Origin of the sequence: Methylocystis rosea, assembly GCF_003855495.1 — a bacterium.
Lineage (GTDB): Bacteria > Pseudomonadota > Alphaproteobacteria > Rhizobiales > Beijerinckiaceae > Methylocystis > Methylocystis rosea_A.
Map to the genome: position 1 here is coordinate 670018 of NZ_CP034086.1, position 20877 is coordinate 690894.

Annotated in this window: 18 protein-coding genes; 14 read left to right on the top strand and 4 right to left on the bottom strand. The window is 64.1% G+C overall.

Going from position 1 to position 20877, the window contains the following annotated elements; genetic code table 11:
* Window positions 1–139 precede the first annotated feature (139 nt).
* Both EHO51_RS03120 and EHO51_RS03130 read left to right on the top strand, forming a co-directional pair.
* Window positions 140–676, top strand: a complete 537-nt coding sequence (locus tag EHO51_RS03120; RefSeq protein WP_124737660.1) for a SixA phosphatase family protein — start codon at window positions 140–142, stop codon at window positions 674–676.
* Between the two features lie 141 nt (window positions 677–817).
* Window positions 818–1912 (top strand): hypothetical protein, encoded by a 1095-nt coding sequence (locus tag EHO51_RS03130; RefSeq protein ID WP_124737661.1) that lies wholly within the window; start codon window positions 818–820, stop codon window positions 1910–1912.
* Window positions 1913–1920: 8 nt separating this feature from the next.
* Here the strand turns inward: EHO51_RS03130 and EHO51_RS03135 are convergent, their stop codons facing one another.
* Complete coding sequence (locus EHO51_RS03135) at window positions 1921–2739, bottom strand: hypothetical protein (RefSeq protein ID WP_124737662.1); 819 nt, start codon at window positions 2737–2739, stop codon at window positions 1921–1923.
* Between the two features lie 74 nt (window positions 2740–2813).
* Entirely contained in the window at window positions 2814–3146 is a 333-nt protein-coding gene (locus EHO51_RS03140; RefSeq protein WP_124737663.1) for a DUF6477 family protein, read from the bottom strand.
* Between the two features lie 118 nt (window positions 3147–3264).
* On the opposite strand from EHO51_RS03140, the gene EHO51_RS03145 reads away from it, so the two are divergent.
* From EHO51_RS03145 to EHO51_RS03155, 3 genes are all read left to right on the top strand, one after another.
* A complete protein-coding gene (locus EHO51_RS03145; RefSeq protein ID WP_124737664.1) occupies window positions 3265–3609 on the top strand; it encodes a helix-turn-helix domain-containing protein in 345 nt (114 codons plus the stop codon).
* Entirely contained in the window at window positions 3606–4463 is an 858-nt protein-coding gene (locus EHO51_RS03150) for a DUF6456 domain-containing protein (RefSeq protein WP_124737665.1), read from the top strand. The genes EHO51_RS03145 and EHO51_RS03150 overlap by 4 nt, the downstream gene beginning before the upstream one ends.
* 236 nt (window positions 4464–4699) lie before the next feature.
* Window positions 4700–6595, top strand: coding sequence for a DUF262 domain-containing protein (locus EHO51_RS03155; RefSeq protein ID WP_124737666.1), 1896 nt, complete (start codon window positions 4700–4702; stop codon window positions 6593–6595).
* Window positions 6596–6604: 9 nt separating this feature from the next.
* Here the strand turns inward: EHO51_RS03155 and EHO51_RS03160 are convergent, their stop codons facing one another.
* Complete coding sequence (locus EHO51_RS03160; RefSeq protein ID WP_124740020.1) at window positions 6605–7042, bottom strand: SufE family protein; 438 nt, start codon at window positions 7040–7042, stop codon at window positions 6605–6607.
* 136 nt (window positions 7043–7178) lie between these two features.
* Between EHO51_RS03160 and EHO51_RS03165 the strand changes: the two genes are divergently transcribed.
* The 9 genes from EHO51_RS03165 to EHO51_RS03205 all read left to right on the top strand — a co-directional run bounded on the left by EHO51_RS03165 (window position 7179) and on the right by EHO51_RS03205 (window position 18438).
* Window positions 7179–7775 carry a LemA family protein gene (locus EHO51_RS03165; RefSeq protein WP_124737667.1) on the top strand — a complete coding sequence of 199 codons (597 nt, stop codon included), beginning with the start codon at window positions 7179–7181 and terminating at the stop codon, window positions 7773–7775.
* A gap of 3 nt (window positions 7776–7778) precedes the next feature.
* Window positions 7779–8618: a serine O-acetyltransferase gene (cysE, locus tag EHO51_RS03170; protein ID WP_124740021.1), complete on the top strand. Its 840-nt coding sequence runs from the start codon at window positions 7779–7781 to the stop codon at window positions 8616–8618.
* 371 nt (window positions 8619–8989) lie between these two features.
* Window positions 8990–9967 (top strand): glutathione synthase, encoded by a 978-nt coding sequence (gene gshB, locus EHO51_RS03175; RefSeq protein WP_124737668.1) that lies wholly within the window; start codon window positions 8990–8992, stop codon window positions 9965–9967.
* Window positions 9964–12774 (top strand): [protein-PII] uridylyltransferase, encoded by a 2811-nt coding sequence (locus EHO51_RS03180; protein WP_124737669.1) that lies wholly within the window; start codon window positions 9964–9966, stop codon window positions 12772–12774. Before gshB ends, EHO51_RS03180 begins: the two co-directional genes overlap by 4 nt.
* Before the next feature lie 56 nt (window positions 12775–12830).
* Window positions 12831–13427, top strand: coding sequence for a nucleotide exchange factor GrpE (grpE, locus tag EHO51_RS03185; protein ID WP_124737670.1), 597 nt, complete (start codon window positions 12831–12833; stop codon window positions 13425–13427).
* Between the two features lie 14 nt (window positions 13428–13441).
* The gene (corA, locus tag EHO51_RS03190) at window positions 13442–14446 is read left to right on the top strand and encodes a magnesium/cobalt transporter CorA (protein ID WP_124737671.1); all 1005 of its coding nucleotides are present in this window, start codon (window positions 13442–13444) and stop codon (window positions 14444–14446) included.
* 218 nt (window positions 14447–14664) lie between these two features.
* Entirely contained in the window at window positions 14665–16182 is a 1518-nt protein-coding gene (locus tag EHO51_RS03195) for a Do family serine endopeptidase (protein WP_124737672.1), read from the top strand.
* A 176-nt stretch (window positions 16183–16358) separates the two neighbouring features.
* Entirely contained in the window at window positions 16359–17042 is a 684-nt protein-coding gene (locus EHO51_RS03200; RefSeq protein ID WP_124737673.1) for a response regulator transcription factor, read from the top strand.
* Window positions 17026–18438 (top strand): sensor histidine kinase, encoded by a 1413-nt coding sequence (locus EHO51_RS03205; RefSeq protein ID WP_124737674.1) that lies wholly within the window; start codon window positions 17026–17028, stop codon window positions 18436–18438. The genes EHO51_RS03200 and EHO51_RS03205 overlap by 17 nt, the downstream gene beginning before the upstream one ends.
* Here the strand turns inward: EHO51_RS03205 and EHO51_RS03210 are convergent.
* The gene (locus EHO51_RS03210) at window positions 18330–20768 is read right to left on the bottom strand and encodes a PAS domain-containing sensor histidine kinase (RefSeq protein WP_124737675.1); all 2439 of its coding nucleotides are present in this window, start codon (window positions 20766–20768) and stop codon (window positions 18330–18332) included. The genes EHO51_RS03205 and EHO51_RS03210 overlap by 109 nt on opposite strands.
* Between the last annotated feature and the right edge of the window lie 109 nt (window positions 20769–20877).

The following is a 20877-nucleotide window of genomic DNA, read 5'->3' on the forward strand; positions in this document are numbered from 1 at the left end:
CAGGAAACCTTGGGAAGACGAAGGGGGAGAGCTTGCACGCCGCGCCTTTCGGGGTAAAGAGGCGCGTAGTTTCGTCGCAGCCGGCGTTTCGCGAGGGGCGGCGCGTGGCGGCGCGGCGGCGCCGTGATAGAGAGGCCGCATGCGTCGACTCCTGCTCCTGCGCCATGGCAAGGCCGACCGGCATTCGGCCGGCGGCGACCGCCAACGTCCGCTCACCCGTCGAGGGATGGAGGATGCGCGGCGCATGGGCGAGTATCTGCGAGACGCCGCCATCGTGCCGGGCCTCGCCGTCGCCTCCGACGCGCGTCGCGCCAAGCAGACCCTCGACCAGGTGCTGGAAGCGTTCCCAGGCCATGTCACGCATCTGATCGAGAATACGATTTATCTTGCGACCGTCGACCATCTGGTCGAAATTTTGCGGCAGACGCCTGACAAGGTCGCGACGCTGCTCGCCGTCGGTCACAATCCGGGCTTCGCCGAACTTGCCGCCTGGCTCGCCGGTTCGGGCGAGGCGGAAGATTTGGCGCTGATGCGCTCAAAATTCCCAACGGCGGCGCTGGCGATGCTCGACTTCGAGACCGATCGTTGGGCGGACGTCGGCAGGGGCGGGGCGCGACTTGCGCACTTCGTCACGCCGGGCATTCTACGGGGCGAGGCGACGGAAGACCCCGACTAGAGCGCGCTGCGAAAAAGTGGGAACCGGTTTTTCGCGTTGAGCGCGCTCTAAACTTTTGGAATCGATCACGTTATCTGCATTTGGGCGATTCCGCCCAAATGCAGCGTGATCTAGCGCAGTTCGCAAACCCGCAAGGCGGCCATGCTGATCGAAGCGCTCCTGACGATGCTGGCCGTAGCTGCGCCCCACAAGGCGCCGGCGGCGATCGTCGCGCCCGCGTCGATATTCGCCGCGACGCCGAGTCCCGCCTATCAGCCGCAAGCGCGCGCCGTGGACAATTGGCGCTTCGAAAGCGCGCTGGAGCTGGAGATGGCGCCTGTCGCCGCGATCCGCCGGGCGCTCGGCGCCGAAGCGGGCGAACCGGCCCGCTGCGTCAAGCTCAACAATTACTGGTGCATCAAGAGCGCGGGCTGGAACGGCGAGATCGCCGCCGACGCCGATGGCCATGTCGCCTTCGCTTCGGCGGAGGAGGGCGCAGCCGTCGCGGCGCTGCTGCTGCGCCGGTACTATGTCGCCTATGGCAGGCGCACCGCGCGCGCCATCGTCGAGCGCTGGGCGCCGGCGCAATGTTCGCTTGTGTTCGCGTCCGCCGCGCCTCGGCGGCCGGTAGCCGCTCCCGGATTGCCGGCGTCGCGCGGCGCCATGGCGCGCATGTCGCCGCAGCGCCTCGCGCCCCTGGGGCTCGCGCCGCGCGGCATTCAGAACACGCTTCGCTCGCGCTGGCTGGCGGCGCATGGGCGCGGCGGGGTCAATCTGAAGACGGCCCGGCGACCGCTCGGAAAGCCCGTCGACCTCATGCCGGCGCCCTCGATCATGGCCGGCGTCTCCGAGCTTCCCGCGCGGCGGGAAAAGCTCGCCGAGCTGATCGAACCGGCGCCTCGGACGACAATCGCCGACCTGCCGCCGGCGCCCGCGCCGCGGCCGCTTGGCGTTTCGAATTGCGCCGGGGAGCTGGCGCGGATCGTCACTTACGCGACCAATATCGCCCAGGGCGTCGTCGGCGGTCCGAACGAGGATCTGGCGCTGTTCACCTCCGACGGCGCGCCGACCGAAAATCTGGCCAAGGTGATGGCGAATATGGCGGCGGTCGAGATCGGGCCGGCGCGGCCGCGCGAGGCGCTTATCCGGATCGCCGTCGCGCAACTGCGCCAGATGCGGGGGTCCGCGAAGCCGGCAGGCGATGCGACGCCGAGGGCTGCGGCGGCGGCGCCGCCGCCGGCGCATGCGGGTCGGTGATTTTAGTTTTAGGAGCGCGCCATGAGCTCCAGCGCGAGCCCGTAGACTTTCGTGCGGGCGGGTTCGGGCAGGGTTTTCAGCACTTCAAAATAAGTCTGCCCGGCGCCGCACATGCGGGCGTCTTCCAGCGGCGGCGTCGGCATCTTGCCGTCGAGCAGCGCGTCGATCTCGACCTTGTTCAGACCCCGCGCGGCGAGCGCGGTCTCCAACACCCGGAAGTCCGCCTCCGTCGGCGCGGTCCTGTCGATCTTTTTGGCTTGTCCGCTGACGATCGCCTCTAATCCCGCAAGCGCCATGTCCGAGACGATCTGGCGGCGGGAGGCGGCGAATCGCTGAAAGTCGAGATTGGTCGCGCCGTAGAGGAAGGCGACGCACATGCGTTTGTCCTCCCGCGCCACCGCCTGCAGCACTTCCAGTTGCTTTTCGAAGACGCGGGCGATCGGCTCAGGCTCGGCTTTCGCCGCCAGAGCGCCGCGCGAGGTTCGGATGCGGCGCACCGCCTCGGACAGATAATAGTCGACGCTCTGCTCTTCTTTCGTCTGCGCGAGGCGGGTGGCGAAATCATTGATCGCCGCTTCGTAATCCGCCGTGAAGGTCTCGCGAAGTCTTGCGAAGTAGCGCGCATAATCCGGCGTCGAGGCGATCAAGGCCTCGATCTGCTGCCGCGCGGTCCCCTTGTCGACCTGCCCATTGGCGGGCGCCGCGATCCCCGATCCCGCATCGGCCATGCGCGGCGTGGGATTGAGGGCCAGCCAGGTGAGGCCGATGCCGGCTCCGACCGCGACGAGCGCCGCAGCCAGCAGCGCCAGAATTTTCTCCAGATACATCGCCGGCCTTTGCGTCTCTGACGGAAAGCGCGAAGCTTAAAGCATTGCGCAGGAGGGCGGAAGCGCGGCGGCGCTCAGGCGCCGGTCAACAGGCGATGAAGCCGCGCGGTCTCGGCGCGGTGGGCGACGAGCAGGCTGATATGCCGGTTGAGATCATAGCTCCAATGGCCGCGCCGGGCGCGTTCGCCGCGCATCGCGCGCTCGATTTCCTTGAGCGCGGCGCGCGCCGCATCGGGCGATTCACTGGCGATCGTCTCAGCCGACAGGCGATGGAAACGCGACAGCGCGCTCGTGCGGTCATAGGCGTCGAGCCCCGCGGCGAGGGCGGCTTGGAGCGCCGCGCCAGCTGCTATGGCGAAGCGGGCGGGGCGGTCGTCTTGCGGGGCGTGAATTGGCCTGTGCGTCATGGATCATCCTCCGTGACGCTCAGAATGCTTTCCCTCAAACGGATGAGGATAAGCTTTTTATCCTTGAATAGGATTATTTTCCAGCTTACGCTTGTTCGTCACCTGGCTGGAGACCTCGATGTTTCTCGATCCGACGCTTATTCCGGGACTTAGCGCCGCCGCGGCCGCCGCCGCAAAGGGCGCGCCCTTCACTGACCTCTTTTCGCCTCGCCGCTCTCGCGCCTCGGTCGCGCGGGCGCGTCAGCTCGCCGTCTATCTCCACCATGTCGCGCTCGGCGCCAGCGTTTCGGCTTGCGCCAAAGCTTTCGCGCGCGACCGCGCCACTGTCCGTCACGCCTGCGCGACGATCGAAGATCTGCGCGACGATCCGCTGTTCGACGCCGGCGCCCGCCGGCTCGAAACCGCGCTGGCCGCGCAGCGCGACATGATTTGCGCCCTCCTTTCCCAAGGGAGCGCGCAATGAAGAAAGGCGCGGGAACCCCCTCCAGGGACGAAACCGGCCGCGTCATGCGTCGGCTGCTGCAGGCGCTTGCCGAGCCGGGGGCGCGCGGCGCGCTCAGCGCGCTCGAGCCCTCGACGCTCGTCGTGCTCGCCGCGCGTAAAGGCGTCACCGTGGCGCGCGCGCGATTTGCGGCGGCTGCCGGCGACGCCGCGCTCGCCGAAGGGCTCGTGCGATGGGAGCAGGAAGGCGGCGAGCGTCGGCTGGCGCTCACCGACGCCGGCCGCGCGCATCTGCGCCGATTGTCCGCGCCCGACGTCGATCAGGCGGAGCCGTTTCGCGCCCAGCACGCATCCTATGCGCTGCGCCAGCTCGAAAAGGCCGCGCGTCCGACGCTCGTCAATGACGCGGAAAGCCCGCTCGCCTGGCTCGCGCGGCGAAAGGACCGCGAGGGACGAACCTTTCTCGACGCCGCGCAGCTCGAAGCCGGCGAGCGTTTCCGCCGCGACATCGAGCAGGCGCAGCTCCTGCAGCGCGTGACCGCGAATTGGGAGGCGTCGATCAACGCCGCCCGCCGCGGCGCCGACGCGGGCGCCGTCTCCGAGGTCGCGATCGACGCGCGCCGACGGCTAGCGCGCGCCTTCGATGCGGTGGGGCCGGAACTGGCGGGCCTGTTGACCGACGTCTGCGGCTATCTCAAGGGCATGGAGATCGTCGAAAGCGAACGCGGCTGGCCGCCCCGCTCGGCGAAAGTCGTGCTGAGAATCGCGCTTGATCGATTGGCGCGCCATTACGGGCTGGCGGTCGAAGCGCGCGGCCGCGACCGCGCCGAGTCGCTGCTGCATTGGGACGCGGAGGACTATCGGCCGAGGGTGTGAGAACAGCCCCCTCCCTGTCCCTCCCCCGCTTCGCGGGAGAGGGGACGCTAACGGGCAGCGCAGCGCTGCATGAATTACAGGAGAGCAGAGAGCAAACGCCGAGTCTGACTCCTCCCGCGAAGCGGGGGAGGGTTGGGGTGGGGGCCTACTCGCCTCATGCACCTCTTTCTTGATGATAGCTAGAGCCCAACTATGGTAGATAGAGTCCGGTAGAAAGATTAATTTGCCGAGGTTGCATGCTCGCCGACACAATCTCCGTCCAGAAGCTTTTTCAAGATCGCAGGCAATATCGCGTTCCCTTTTTTCAGCGTCCGTATGTTTGGAACAAAGAGGATCAATGGGAGCGCTTGTGGGCCGACATTTCCGAAAAGGCAGATATGCGCCACGACGGCGATCAGCCGACACCTCATTTTTTGGGCGCTGCTGTTCTAGAGCCTCAGAAGCGCGAAGGCCTAATAGGCGTCGACACGTTCCACATCATTGACGGCCAGCAACGGCTCACCACTCTTCAATACTTCCTAGCCGCTCTTGCGATTGTTCTTCGCAATGAGGAACAAGCTACGCTTCTTTCGGTGGTCGACGGTTGCTTAAAAAACGGGAACCTTGACACGATGGAGCAGCCGGACATCGAAATTTTCAAGGTTTGGCCAACGTTTCGTGATCGCGCACACTTTCAACTCGCGATGAGTGCTCTTAGCTTCGACGAGTTAAGAGAACGGTTCCCCCGCAGCTTTACACAAAGCGGCGGACTAAAAAAAGTCGGCGTCGACCATCCACCTGCGCTCGAGGCAATTTGGTATTTTGCCGAACAAATTAGCCAGTGGACCTCCAAAGAACCTGACACGCAAAAAGCAGCACGGTTGAGGGCGATATCCGAGGCCGTTTTCCGTGATCTGCAATTAGTGTCTATTGCTCTCGGAGAGCAAGACGATGCTCAAATTATCTTTGAAACATTGAATGGGCATGGCGCTCAACTGCATGCAACTGACTTAATCCGAAATTTCATCTTCATGCGCGCGGATCGGGAAAATGCTCCGGCTGCGCAACTGTTCGAAACGCTGTGGAGCCAATTTGAAGGCGATTTTTGGACTGACGAGCAACGCCGCGGGCGCCTCAGAAAGCCGCGGATGGAATGGTTTATCCAAACAGCTCTTCAGTCCGTTCTAGGCGAAGAAGTAGAGGTCGGCAGGCTGTATGCCAGCTACCGTCGTTTCGCGATGGGCAAAGGACAATCGATAAAAGCCGCTGTGCAATTGAAGGTTTTAGACGGTCACGCCAACAATTATCGCCAATTAGTGTCGGGCATTGGAGAAGACGCTATCGCCAGATTTGGCAGGCGAATGGCCGTGTGGGATGCTTCAACTACACACGCCCTTGCATTGCGCATAGCAGCTTCGGGCTTATCGGACGAGGCGCAAAAAGAACTATACGATGATTTAACATCATATTTTGTGCGCCGTGCTGTCTGCGATTTGCCCACCAAAAATTACAATAAGATATTTTTGAATCAGCTCAAAAAGGTATCAGCTAGCGAGCTGACACCGGACTCCTTGCATGCCTCTCTTGCGGGCCTTGAAGGTGATACATCACGCTGGCCGAGAGACGAGGAATTCAAAAAGGCTTGGCTCACAAAAAAAGTCTACCCGGGCAACCTTGATGCACCGCGTATTAAGGCTGTGCTGTCTGAAATCGAGGCTGCTATGAGACCGGAGCGCTCGGAAGAGCCGCTCCCGAGTGGCTTAGAAAATCTCGATATCGATCACATCTTGCCGACGAGTTGGTTTCAATACTGGCCACTGTCAGACGGGACCAAAGTGGAATCGTCCGAGGCGAGCGGAATTGGGCTCTCGTTTATGATTGATGAGCCGCTAACGGAAAAGCAGCTCGCGATCCATCGGCGCGAAGAGGCAAAAGCGACAATGGGCAATCTCACTCTCTTGCATTATGGCGTTAACCGCAGCCTGCAAAACTGCGAGTTTGTTGTCAAAAGTGACGCGCTATTTCAAGTCTCCAACCTGCATCTGAATCGCTCGATCGTGCTTCTGAAAGAGTGGGACGAAGCGCACATCAACGAACGAGGGCAGGCTCTTTTTAATCATGCCGTCAGCTTATGGCGAGGGCCGCGTGTCTAACGCTATAGCTCAAGGGAAGGGTGGTGACGCCGCCATCGCCTCTTTGGCTTCCCTCTTGATGCGCTCGACCATCGACCGCAGGCCGTTGGCGCGCTGCGGCGTCAGATGTTCGGCGAGGCCGAGCTCCTTAAAGAGCGGCGCCGCGTCGGTTTCGACGATTTCCTGCGCCGGCCGCCCCGAATAGAGCGCCAGCACGAGCGCGACGAGGCCCCGCACGATATGCGCGTCGCTGTCGCCGCGAAAGGCGAGCGCGGTGCGTCCGTCGGCGTCGCGCGTCGGCGTCGTTTCGAGCCACACCTGGCTGGCGCAGCCGCGCACCTTGTTCGCGTCCGTATAGGCCTCTTTCGGCAGCGGCTCGAGCGTGCGCCCAAGCTCGATGAGATAGCGGTAGCGGTCCTCCCACTCATCGAGCAGCTCGAAATTGCCAATGATCTCGTCGATCTGCATTTGCTCCGCATCCTTCCGGCGAAGGCGCATTCTACCTCATTTCGGCGCTCAGCCGCGCCCTTTCCTTGGCGAGGGCCACGCCTTACATTCCGCGCGATGATCGCTGGCGCGCCGCGCCGCTCTCACGGAGATTTATATGAGCGACTTTTCCCGTTGGCGCGCCGCCGCCGCCGCGATTTTTCTGAGCCTGGGTCTTGCCGGCTGCGGCTACAATACGATTCCGACGCTCGAAGAAACCGCCAAGGCGAAATGGTCGGACGTGCAGTCGCAATATCAGCGCCGCGCCGATCTCATCCCCAATCTCGTCGAGACCGTGAAGGGCTACGCCAGGCAGGAGAAGGACGTGCTCACCTCCGTCGTGGAGGCTCGCGCCAAGGCGACGTCGGTCAAGATCGACGCGGGTTCGCTGACCGACCCTGAAAAAATGAAGCAGTTCCAAGAGGCGCAAAATCAGCTGACGGGCGCGCTCGGCCGGCTGATCGCGGTGAGCGAAGCCTATCCGGACTTAAAATCGAACCAGAACTTCCTCGCCCTGCAGTCGCAGCTCGAAGGCACCGAGAACCGCATCACTGTCGCGCGGCGCGACTACATCGACGCGGTGCGGGAATTCAACACGTCGCTGCGCACCTTTCCGACGCTCCTCTGGGCGAAGACGTTCTTCGCCGGCACGAAGCCGATGGCGGAATTCTCCGCCGCAGGCGCCGCGCAATCGCCGCCGGAAGTGAAGTTCTAAATGATGAGCGCCGACGCGCCGACAGAAGAGCTGATCGCGCGGGAGGCGATGTGGGCGCATATGCGCGGCGAAGCCGAGGAGGCGCTGCGTCTCGACCCGTCGCTGACGCCGCTGATGCTCGGCGCGATCCTCAATCGCGCGTCGCTCGAAGAGGCGGTGGTCCATCGCATCGCCGCGAGACTCGGCGCGTCAGCCGTGGACGCCGAGACGATCGCCGACGCCTTCCTGCAGGCGGTGCGCGACGACGCGGCGATCGCTATGGCCTTCCGCGCCGATCTCGCCGCCTATGTCGAGCGCGATCCGGCCTGCGGGCGGATGATCGAACCGCTGCTCTATTTCAAGGGCTTTCACGCCATCCAGTCGGCGCGGCTGGCGCATGCGCTGTGGCGCGCGCGGCGCCACGACTTCGCTTTCTATATCCAGAGCCGCGCCTCTGATGCGCTGGCGGCGGACATTCATCCGGCCGCGCGTTTCGGCCATGGGCTGTTCCTCGATCACGGAACCGGTTTCGTCGTCGGCGAGACGGCGGTCGTCGACGATGACGTTTCGATCCTTCACGGCGTGACGCTGGGCGGCACGGGCAAGGTCGCGGGCGACCGTCATCCGAAGGTCAGGCGCGGCGTGATGATCGGCGCGGGCGCCAAAATTCTCGGCAATATCGAGATCGGCGCCTGTTCGCGGATCGCGGCGGGCTCGGTGGTGCTGCAGTCGGTTCCGCCGAATTCCATCGTCGCCGGCGTTCCGGCGAAGGTGGTCGGGACCGAATCGCGTATGGAGCCGGCGCGCGACATGGACCAGATCCTACGCGGCCTCGCCTATGATTCTTTCGATTACGTCATCTGACCCGCGCCGCCGCGGCCTCTGAGGGCCGGGCCAGGGAATCCGATGAAGGATTGTTTGCCTCACCCTCATCCTGAGGAGCCGCCGCAAGTCGGGTTTTACCCGACTTGCGGATTTGATCTCGGGCAGGCCCGAGATCGAAGGCGGCGTCTCGAAGGACGAGGGTGAGAAAATACGCGAGAACGGGCTTCCTCGCCCTTCGAGACGCGTGCTGCGCACGCTCCTCAGGATGAGGAAGCCCTTCGCCCGATCGCCCTGCCGCCTGGGCGATTGAGGGTTGCGCAGGGCCACGGTTCTCCTGCTATGTGTCGCCGGGCGGCGGCGCCGTTCCCAAGGGCCGGCGCAGGGCGGCGGCTGCCGGAGCAGGGGGATCGATGCTCGAGATCGCGGTCCAGATGGACCCTTTGGAACGCATTAATTTTGCTGGAGATTCGACCTTTGGGCTGATGCTGGAGGCGAAGCGCAGGGGCCATCGCCTGTGGTTCTACACGCCGGATCAACTGTCGCTCGAAGGCGACAGGCTGACGGCTCGGGCGCGCCGCATCGACGTTTTCGACGATCCTTCCCGCTATTACACGCTGGGCGAGGCCACCGACCTTGAACTCGGCGCCATGGACGTGGTGCTGCTGCGTCAGGACCCGCCCTTCGATCTCGCCTATATTACCTCCACGCATTTTCTGGAGCGGCTTGCGCCGAGGACGCTCGTCGTCAACGACCCCGCGCATGTGCGCAACGCGCCGGAAAAAATCTTCGTGATGGAGTTCGCCGATCTGATGCCGCCGACGCTGATCACGCGCGACCGCGCGGCGATGGAGCGCTTTCGCGCCAAGCATGGCGAGATCGTCATGAAGCCGCTCTACGGCCATGGCGGCGCGGCGGTGTTCAAGGTCGCGCCGCGCGATCCGAATTTCGGTTCGCTCTTTGACATGTTCGCGACGACTTTCCGCGAGCCATGGGTCGTGCAGCGGTTCCTGCCGGAGATCGTCAAGGGCGACAAGCGCATCCTTCTCATTGACGGCGAGGCGCTGGGCGCGATCAACCGCATTCCGGCCGATGACGACATCCGCTCGAACCTGGTGCGCGGCGGGGCGCCGGCGGCGTCCGAACTCAACGCGCGCGAAAGAGACATTTGCGCGAGGCTCGGGCCGGAGCTGAAACGGCGCGGACTGGTCTTCGTCGGCATCGACGTGATCGATGGCTGGCTCACCGAGATCAACGTGACCTCGCCGACGGGGCTGCGCGCGCTAAAACGCATCGGCGGACCGGATCTTGCGCCGCCGCTCTTCGACGCCATCGAGGCGCGTCTAGGCGCCCTGCGCGCATCGGGCGGATCGCCGGAATTGACTCTATGAACGAAGCAGCGCCGCTCAGCGTTTTCGCCGGGCTTGATCCCGATAAGCAGTTCCGCGGACTGCGCGAGGCCCTCGCGCCATCGGTCGCCGCGATCTGCAAGGGTGAGCGCGGCCATGCGCGGCGCACGGCGATCGTCGAATTGTTTCGCTCGGTTTTGGCGGAAGGACGCGAGATCGCGCGCGTCCGGCTTGAGGCGCGCGGCTCGGGACTGGCGTGCGCGAGATTGATTTCAGGGCTCGAAGACGAGCTGATCGGCGCCATCTACGACTATGTCGTGCGCTATGTTTACGTCGTCGACAATCCGACGTTTGCCGAGCGTCTCGCCATTATCGCGGTTGGCGGCTATGGGCGCGGGACGCTCGCGCCGGGCTCCGACATCGATCTTCTGTTTCTCGTGCCGTACAAACAGACTCCGTGGGGCGAAAGCGTCATCGAGGCGATCCTTTATATTCTTTGGGATCTGCGTCAGAAGGTCGGCCATGCGACGCGCTCCGTCGCCGAATGCATGTGCCAGGCCCGCGCCGACATGACCATTCGAACCACGCTTCTCGAAGCGCGCTTCATTCTCGGCAACGCCGAGCTGTTCAGCGAGTTCCGCGAGAGCTTCGATCGCGAGATCGCCCGTTCGGATGCGCGCGAATTCGTCTCCGCCAAGCTCGCCGAACGCGACGCGCGGGTGATGCGCGCCGGCGCCTCGCGCTATCTCGTCGAGCCGAATGTGAAGGAAGGCAAAGGCGGCCTGCGCGATCTCAACACGCTGTTCTGGATCGCCAAATACGTCTATCGCGTCCGCGAGCCGAAGGAGCTCGTCGCCGCGGGCCTCTTCACCGCGGCGGAGCTCAGTCTGTTCGAGCGCTGCGAGGAGTTTTTGTGGCGCGTGCGCTGTCATCTGCATTTCGCGACGGGGCGCGCCGAGGAACGGCTCGCCTTCGACGTGCAGACGACGATCGCCAGGCGCCTCGGCTATCACGACCGGAGCGGCCTGTCGCCGGTCGAGCGCTTCATGAAGCACTATTTTCTCGTCGCGAAGGAAGTCGGCGATCTCACCGCGATCGTCTGCGCGGCGCTTGAAGAAAAGCAGGCGAAGCCGCGCGCCATCTTCGAGCGCTTTCTGCAGCCGTTTCGGCGCCGGCGCAGTCGCGCCCCGCAAGGCGACTTCATCGTCGATCATGACCGCATCAGCATTGTCGACGCGGATGTGTTCAAGCGCGACCCCGTCAACATCATCCGGCTTTTCTGGATGGCCGATCATCACGGCCTGCCGCTGCATCCCGACGCTTTGCGCGCGGTGACTCTGTCGCTGCGTCTGATCGACGCCAATCTGCGCGCGAACAAGGAAGCCAATCGGCTGTTTCTCGAAATCCTGCTCTCGCGCAACATGACTGAAATCACCCTGCGCCGGATGAATGAGACCGGCGTGCTTGGGCGTTTCATTCCGGATTTCGGCAAAGTTGTCGCGATGATGCAATTCAATATGTATCATCATTATACGGTCGACGAGCATCTGCTGCGCGTGGTTGGCGGACTGTCCGATCTCGAAGCCGGACGCATGCCGGAGCATCAGCAGCTTGTTGACGAAATCCTGCCGACGATCGTCAACCGCAAGGTGCTTTATCTCGGCCTCTTCCTGCACGACATCGCCAAGGGCCGAAAGGAGGATCACTCGCTCGCCGGCATGGAGGTGGCGCGCAGCCTGTGTCCGCGTCTGGGCTTCACCCCGGGCGAAACCGAATCCGTCGCCTGGCTCGTCGAGCATCATCTCACCATGTCGAGCTTCGCGCAGAGCCGCGATCTCTCCGACCGCGTCACCATCGAAAATTTCGCCGCTATCGTTCAAACGATGGAGCGGCTGAAGATGCTGTTCGTTCTCACCGTCTGCGACATCAACGCGGTCGGGCCCGGCGTGCTCGACGCCTGGAAGGCGCAGCTGCTGCGCGTGCTCTACTGGGAGACCGAGGTTGTGCTCGGCGGCGGCCATTCGGCGGTCGATCGCAAGAGTCGCGTCGCGGCCGCGAAAGCCGAGCTGCGCGCGGCGCTTCCCGAGTGGAGCGACGACGAGTTCGACGCCTACGCCAAGCGTCACTATCCGGCCTATTGGCTCAAGGTCGACGTCGCCCGCAAGCTGCGTCACGCGCAGCTGCTTCGCGAGATGAACGACGCATCGGCGCCGCTTGCAACCGCGGTCGAACTCGACAGGACGCGCGGCGCCGTCGAGCTGACCGTCGTCGCGCCGGACAACCCGCGTCTGCTGTCGATCATCGCCGGCGGCTGCGCGGCAGGCGGCGCCAATATCGTCGACGCGCATATTTTCACCACCGCGGATGGTCTCGCGCTCGACACGATCTTCTTCTCGCGCGCCTTTGATTTTGACGAAGACGAGATGCGCCGCGCCGGGCGAATCGCCGGCCTCATCGCCAGGGCGCTGCGCGGCGAGGTCGTCGTGTCCGAAGAGCTGCGGGCGCGCGCCAAAGCGCATCTGCCGACCGACGCCTTCTCGGTCGCGCCTGAGGTCGTCGTCGATAACAGCCTGTCGAACGTCTATACGGTCATCGAGGTCTCGGGACTAGACCGCGAGGGGCTGCTGTTCGAGCTCACCAACGCGATTTCGCGGCTCAATCTCAATATCGCCTCGGCGCATATCGTCACCTTTGGCGAGCGCGCCGTCGACGCCTTCTATGTCACGGATTTGACGGGAGCGAAGATCGCCTCACCCCAGCGGCAGGCGACAATCAAGCGCCAGCTCCTGGACGTGTTTCGCGGTCCCGGCGCGCGCGGGGCCAAAGCGCCCGCCGCCGCCGCGACTTGATTTTGACGCTTCGCGCGCAGATATCGAAGCCTTTACGAAAGAATGATGGTGACAGCATGAGCGATCCAACGAACGCAGACAAAAAGGCTGAGTCGACGGAGAATCGGGGAGGCGCTGAGCCTTCGTCCTTGTCGCAGCCGTCGGCCGAATCCGACATCGCGCAGCCGGAGCCGTTCACCGAGCTCGAAAATCTCTATACAGAAAACGCAGGGTTAAAGGACAAGCTTCTTCGTGCGCTGGCCGAAGTCGAGAATGTGCGCCGTCGCGCCGAGCGCGAGATCGCCGACGCCAAAACTTATGGCGTGGCGAATTTCGCGCGGGAGATGCTGTCATTCGCCGATAATCTGCGCCGCGCCATCGAGAGCGTGCCCGAGGGGGCGCGCGCCGAGCCGGCGGTCGCATCGCTGCTTGAGGGGGTCGACGTGATGGAGCGCGATTTTCTTGCGCGACTCACGCGCTTCGGCGTCAGGAAGATCGACGCAAAGGGCGCGCGCTTTGATCCCAATCAGCATGAAGCGCTGTTCGAAATTCCCGACGAGACGCAACCGGCGGGCACGGTGGCTCAGGTCGTTGAGCAAGGCTACATGATCGGCGAACGCGTGCTGCGCCCCGCAAAAGTCGGCGTGGCGCGCGGCGGATCAAAGCCGTCCTGACCGGGGCAGGATGCATGGACGAGCGAGCGACCGCGACAAAGCCCACGGAAGCCGGGGTTGTCGCAGCGGCGGTCTATCACGGTGGACGCAAGATCGCCGATATTGAAATCGGCGAGGCCGGAGAGTGGACCAAACGCGAAGGCTATGTCGTCTGGATTGGACTCTACGAGCCGTCACAAGAGCTGCTGGAGCGCGTCGGCGAACAGTTCGCGTTGCATCATCTCGCGATCGAGGACGCGTTCAAGGCGCATCAGTTTCCCAAGCTCGAAGAATATGAAGACAGCGTTTTCATCGTCGCGCGCACCGCGCAGATTGTCGACGGCCGCATCGCCTTCGGCGAGACGCATCTTTTCGTCGGCGTCGGCTATGTCGTGAGCGTGCGCCATGGCGCGTCGAGTTCTTATGCGCATGTGCGCGAACGCTGCGAGGCGCGCGCGGAACGCCTGTCGGAGGGCGAGGATTTCATCGTCTACGCCATTCTCGATTTCATCGTCGACAATTACTTTCCGGTGCTCGACGCGATCAGTGATCAGGTCGAGGACATCGAGGATCATGTCCTCGCGACGACGATGGGCAAGAGCGAGATCGAACAGCTCTATACGCTGCGGCGCGACTTGCTGCGGCTGCGCAACGCCGCGACGCCGCTTTCGGACGTCTGTCGTCGCCTGGAGCGCAGCGACGTCGTCGCCATTGATCGCGAGATGCGGCCGCATTTTCGCGACGTTCGCGACCATCTGCGCCGCGTCCAGGAACGCATTGACACGATGCGTGAGACGCTCGCCTTCGCTTTCGAGTCGAGCCTGATGAACGCGCAGATCCAGCAGACCGACATTTCGCGCCGGCTCGCCGCCTGGGCCGCGATTCTGGCGGTGCCCACCGCCATCGCCGGCATTTACGGCATGAACTTCCGTCACATGCCCGAACTCGACTGGAAATATGGCTATTACGTTGTCCTGGGCATGACGGCGACGATCTGCTTCTATCTTTATTACCGGCTCCGTCGCGCTGGCTGGCTGTGAACGCCGCCCGCCATCACGGCGCAGGCGCCTCACCAGCGCTCTCACGCTGCGCATGTCTCACGCGCAGTCGCCTGCGACCGTTTCCTTGGGCGTAGCGCCTTACGAAAGTTTCATCCCGCCGCCATTGGCCGGCAAAGCGGCGATCTCCATGTTTCATCTTACGGCGACGTTGCGCTTCTCCTCCACGCGGCGTCGTTCAAGATGGAGATTTTCGAAAAATGCCTATCGCAAACAATCCTCGCGCCCGCGCCGTTGAAGCGCCGCGCCGCGCGTCCCGTCTGGCGCTGATGGGCGCTGCGGCGGCGTTCGCGCTTAGCGCTGCGATCGGTCCGGCGCCGCTGACGCCGGCTTACGCCGAAGCGCCGCTTTCAGGATCTGTCACCGCCGCTGGACCCGCCTCCTTCGCGGACGTCGTCGAGCGCGTCAAACCCGCCGTCGTCGCCATCAAGGTCAAGGCCGTCGATGATCAGCAGGGCGGCGGCATCTTTGAGATGCCGGACGTGTCGCCTGACGACCCCATGTATCGCTTTTTCAAGCGATTCGGCGAAGGTCAGGGGGGGCGTCCGCAAAAACACATGACGATGTCGCAGGGCTCTGGTTTCATCATCAGCCCGGACGGCTATGTCGTCACCAATAACCACGTTGTGGAACACGCCAGCGAAGTCGACGTTGCGCTCGACGACGGAAGAACGCTGCCCGCCAAGGTTGTCGGCACGGACAAGCGCACCGACTTGGCGCTGCTCAAGATCAGCGACGGCGCGAAGCTCCCCTATGTTGACTGGGGCTCTGCGGCGCCGCGTGTCGGCGACTGGGTGATCGCGGTCGGAAATCCGTTCGGCCTGGGTGGCTCAGTCACCGCCGGCATCGTTTCGGCGCGCGGCCGCGACATTGGCGCCGGCCCTTACGACGACTTCCTGCAGATCGACGCGCCGGTCAATCGCGGCAACTCCGGCGGTCCGGCCTTTGATTCGCGCGGCAATGTGATTGGCGTCAATACGGCGATCTATTCGCCTTCGGGCGGTTCGATCGGCATCGGCTTCGCCATTCCGGCCGAAGTGGCCAAGGACGTCGTGGCGGCGCTCAAGGAAAAGGGCTCCGTGTCGCGTGGCTGGATCGGCGTCAAGATTCAGAACGTGACGCCAGAAATCGCCGACAGCATGGGGCTGAAATCGTCGAAAGGCGCGCTGATCGCGCAGCCGCAGCGGGGCGCTCCGGCGGAAGAGGCGGGCCTGAAGTCTGGCGACGTCATCGTCGCCGTCAACGGCGACAAGATCGACACGTCGCGCGATCTCGCGCGCCGCATCGCGACCCTTGGCCCCGGCAAGACGGCGGACATCACCTATCTGCGCTCGGGCGCCGAAAAGACGGTGAAGCTGAAACTCGGCGTCCTTCCGGACGAACGGGAAGCGCGCGCCGACGATGAAGGCTTCTCGGAGCGGGGGCCCGAACTGTCCGGCCTTGGGCTCGAGGTCGCCCCGGCCGCCGAGGTGCGCGGCGCGGGCCGGGAAGGGCTGTTCGTGACGGACATCGATCCCTCCGGCGCCGCCGCGCAAAAAGGCTTGCGCAGGGGCGACGTGATTATCGAGGCGGCCGGGCAGCCGGTGAGCTCCCGCGGCGAACTCGCCTCTGCAGTTGAGGCGGCGCGCAAAGAGGGACGGCGCTCGGTGCTGCTGCGTGTGAAATCTGCGGACGGCGCGAAGTTCATCGCCGTTCCGGTGAGAGGCGGAGCCGGCTAAGGCCGCTTAAGGGACTTCTTGCGTCGAGGCCGTCACATACTGCACCCGCCCGCAGCCGGTCTCCGCAATGAAGAGCGTCGGGCAGAGCCAGTCCCCTCCTGGCTTCCGAACGCGGGGCAGGCTGGCGCACAATGCGCCGGCCTGCCGTTTTTTTGCAATCTCAGCTATAGTGAAACATGCGCATTCTGATCATTGAAGACGACAGCGAAGCGAGCGAATATCTCGTCAAGGCGTTCCGTGAACAAGGCCATGTCGCCGAACACGCCGCCGACGGGCTTTCTGGCTATGGACGCGCCAGCGAAGGCGGTTACGACGTGGTGATCGTCGACAGGATGCTGCCCAAGATGGACGGGCTGTCGCTGATCTCTGGCTTGCGCGAGCAAGGCGTTCAAACGCCGGCGCTTATTCTCTCCGCGCTCGGCCAGGTCGATGACCGCGTGAAAGGTCTGCGCGCGGGCGGCGACGACTATCTGCCAAAGCCCTACGCCTTTTCGGAACTGCTGGCGCGGGTCGAGGCGTTGGCGCGCCGCCGGGTCGGGCCCAAGGGCGAAGAAACCCAATATCGCGTCGGCGATCTGGAGCTCGATCGGCTGTCGCACAAGGTGACGGTCGGCGGCCAGGAGGTGGTGCTTCAGCCGCGCGAGTTTCGGCTGCTGGAATATCTGATGAAACATGCCGGCCAGGTGGTGACCCGCACCATGCTGCTCGAAAACGTCTGGGATTACCATTTCGATCCGCAGACCAATGTCATCGACGTGCATATTTCCCGTCTGCGATCTAAGATCGACAAAGGCCGCGAGAACCCGCTTCTGCACACCATCCGCGGGGCTGGGTATATGATCCGTGACGGCGCTCGGTAAGCTTTTCCGCACGACGGCGTTCAAACTGTCGATCGCCTATCTCGTGCTGTTCTCGATTGGCGCGGGCCTCGTGCTCGCGCGAGTCGGCGCTCGCGTCAAGGAAGTGCTCGATGAGCAGATCGAGCAGACCGTCGACGCCGAAATCCGGGCGCTATCCGAACAATATGCGCAGGGCGGCCTGCGCCAGCTCGTCAATGCGGTGGAGCGCCGCGTGCGCGCGCCCGGCGGTTCGCTCTATCTGCTCTCGAGTCATGCCGGGGACGTCATCGTCGGCAATATCGAGCCGCCGAATTTCACGCCTTCCGGCGGCACGGAACTCGTCGAGACCGCCTATGAGCGACGCGGCGAGCCGGGCGTCAAGCATCCGGCGTTGCTGCGGCTGTTTCTGCTTCCCGGCGGCTTTCGCCTGCTCATCGGCCATGACATCGAAGATCATGAAGTGCTTCGCGGGATCTTGCGCCGCGCGCTCGGCGTGTCGCTATTCTGGCTCGCGCTCGTCGGCGCGCTTGGCGGCTTGTTCGTCTCGCATCGCATGCTGGAGCGCGTCGACGTGATGTCGGGCTCGGCGCGCCGCATCATGGCGGGCGATATGCACGAGCGACTCGCCATCTCGGGCGCCGGCGACGAACTTGACCGGTTGGCGGAAAACTTCAACGCCATGCTCGAACGCATCAGCGAGCTGATGGCCGGATTGCGCGAAGTTTCCGACAACATCGCGCATGACCTCAAGACGCCGTTGACCCGATTGCGCAACCGCGCCGAGGCGGCCTTGCGGGCGGGCTCAAACGACAGCGAGCATCGTGCGGCGCTCGCCGCCGTGATCGAAGAGTCCGACAACCTGATCCGCGTGTTCAACGCGCTATTAATGATCGCGCGGGCGGAGGCGGGATATTCGAGCGACAATATGGCCGTCTTCGACGCCGATTCCGTCGTGCGCGACATCGCCGAGATGTATGAGCCCGTCGCCGAAGAGCAGGGCGTCCATCTCGATGTCGCGGCGCAGGACGGACTTGCGGTCACCGGCAGCCGCGAACTGCTCGGGCAGGCGCTCGTGAATCTCGTGGACAACGCGCTGAAATATGGCGGGACAGGCGACGCGCCGCGCATCGCCATCGAGGCGCGGCGCGTCGGCGATCGTGTGGAAATCATCGTCGCGGACCGCGGACCCGGCATCGCGCCGTCGGATCGAGAGCGCGTGGTGGGACGTTTCGTGCGGCTTGAGAATTCCCGTTCGCGGCCGGGATCAGGTCTGGGGCTGTCGCTCGCGGCGGCGGTTGCGCGAATGCATCACGGCGCGTTGCGGATCGAAGACAATGCGCCTGGATTGCGCGTGGCGCTGTCGCTGCCCGCGATGCGCACGACTGTCGGCCCGACGGCGCGGATGGAGCGCGCGTAAGGCGCAATCTTCGCGGATGCGCCGGGTTCGACCGCGCGCGCCTTCAAAGGGGTCACGGTCGCCGAGGCCGCCGGCAGCCGCATCATGACGACCGTGCCTTCTCCGAGACGGGAGCGGACGCGCAGCGCGCCGCCATGCAGCTCGATGAGGGCGCGCGCGATGGCGAGGCCGAGCCCGGAGCCCCGCATGCCGTTTTCCATCAGATCGGCGCATTGTTCGAACGGCTTGCCGAGCTTGGGGATGGCGCGCGGGTCGATGCCGCGCCCCGAATCCTCGACATAGACGTCGATCGCGCCGCCATGCGCTCGCGCGCGCACCCGCACGACGCGTCCGAATTCGCTGAATTTGACGGCGTTGGACAGGAAGATGCTGAGCGTCTTGACGATCGCCGCTTCGTCTCCGACGCATCGCAGGTTCTCGCGGACGTCGGCGACAAGCTCGATGTTCTTCACATCGGCGCGCGCGCGCCAGGCGCCGACGGCCTTGCGCAGCGCCTCGGCGACGTTGATCTCCCGTTCGGCAAGACGCACGAGGCCCGCTTCAAGACGCGACATGTCGAGAATGTCGGACAGCACTTCGTTGAGGTAATTGCCGCCCTGGCGTATGCCGCAGCAATATTCGAGATATTTTGGCGAACCGAGCGCGCCGAACGGCTCCGCCTCCATCATCTCCGAAAAGCCGATGATGGCGTTGAGCGGCGTGCGCAGCTCATGGCTCATATTGGCGAGGAATTCCGATTTCGCCACATAGGCGGCTTCCGCCTCGGCCTTTTGATGATGATACTGCTCGGCGAGAGTCGCGAGCTGCTGCGCCTGCATTTCCAGCGTCTGTCGCGAGCGGGTCAAATCGGCGACGCTCGCGGTGAGTCGGCGCTCCGATTCACGCAGCTTCTCTTCGTTGCGCTTGAGCGCCGTAATGTCGGCGCCCACGGAGACATAGCCGCCATCCTTGGTGCGGCGCTCGTTGATCTGAAGCCAGCGGCCGTCGATGAGCTGCGCCTCATAGGTGCGGGCGTCCGGCGAAGGTCCGTCGGGCGAAGCGACCTGGGTGCGGATCAAGGGCGCGGTGGCGCAGCTCATGATCTGCCGATAGTTGGCTCCGGCGGATGCGGCTTCCAGCGAGAGCCCATGCAGCGAGAGAAATTTCGAATTGCAGGTCACGAGGCGGTTCTTGGCGTCCCACAGCACGAAGGCTTCGGAAATGGCGTCGATCGCGTCGCGCAGGCGCAAATTGGCCATCTCCGTTTGTTCGGCGAGCGCGCGTTGCTCGGAAACGTCGATTGCGATTCCAATCAAATGCTTGCCGGCTTCCCGACCATCTTCGACGATCTGCGCCCGCGCGCGCAGCCAGATCCATTCGCCGGCGGCGTTCTTCAGCCGGAACTCGTGATCGACGCTATTCGTCCGTGCGCTCGCGACCATGTCTGCCATCGTCTGGAAGTCGCCGTCGTCGGGATGCAGCAGCGCGCTCAATTCGGTATAGGAGAGGGACCGGCGTTCGGCCGGCAGCCCCAACATTTCATACATGGAGTCCGACCAGGAGATTCGGCCGCGCGCAATGTCCCATTCCCAAAGGCCGCATCGGCCGCGCGAAAGCGCCGCCTCGAGGCGTCTGCGGATCAGCGTGTTGGCGCGTTCGACGTCCAGACGGCGCCGGCTCTGGCGGAAATAGGCGAGGACGATGACGAGCAGCAGCAGCGTGGTGCAGGCGAACAGCAGCGCATAGCGGGACGCGATCACGCGCCATTCGCCCAGCACATTGTCCACGGGATAAATCATCGCCACTTGGCCGAATGGCGTCGGCAGCTTTCGGACGCTCACGAGGGCGGGAACGCCATCCGGCAAAGTGACGCGCAAGACGCCGGCGTTGTCGGCGAAGTCGACGAGCGCGTCTTCTGCGCCGATGGCTTGCGACAACGTGAGGTCTGTCGAAGGAATTGGCGGAAAGGCGGCGGCGACGCGGCCGCGCTCGTCCGTCACCAGAATGCGTCGTCCTCGCGCCAGCGCGCCTTGCGGCACGAGCTGATTGAGCGGCGCGCCGAACGGCTTTTGCGCGTCGGTTTTAATTTTATCGCGCAGGTCCTGCGACACGGCGCGAACGAAAAGATCGAGATCGTCGACCGCCTGCTCGACCAGTCGATCCTGCATCGCGCTGGTCAGCGACACGACAAAGGCGGCGAGAGAGACGAGGCAAACCGCGCAGGCGGCGAACGCCAGAGGGCGAAGCCAGGAGAAGTCCTTCAGGCCCTTTGCGCCGTCCTCATCGAACCGGCACGCTCCCCACACGGTATGGGCGTGAGTCTTCACGCGGGCAGCGGGAGCGCGCGCCATCGATAGCCTCCAAATTGATTGTGATGCGAACGCGGCTTACGAGCGAATCACCTTCATTCGAATCTCTCGACGCGCAATTGTCCAGAACTTAACGCGACGTTAACGACTC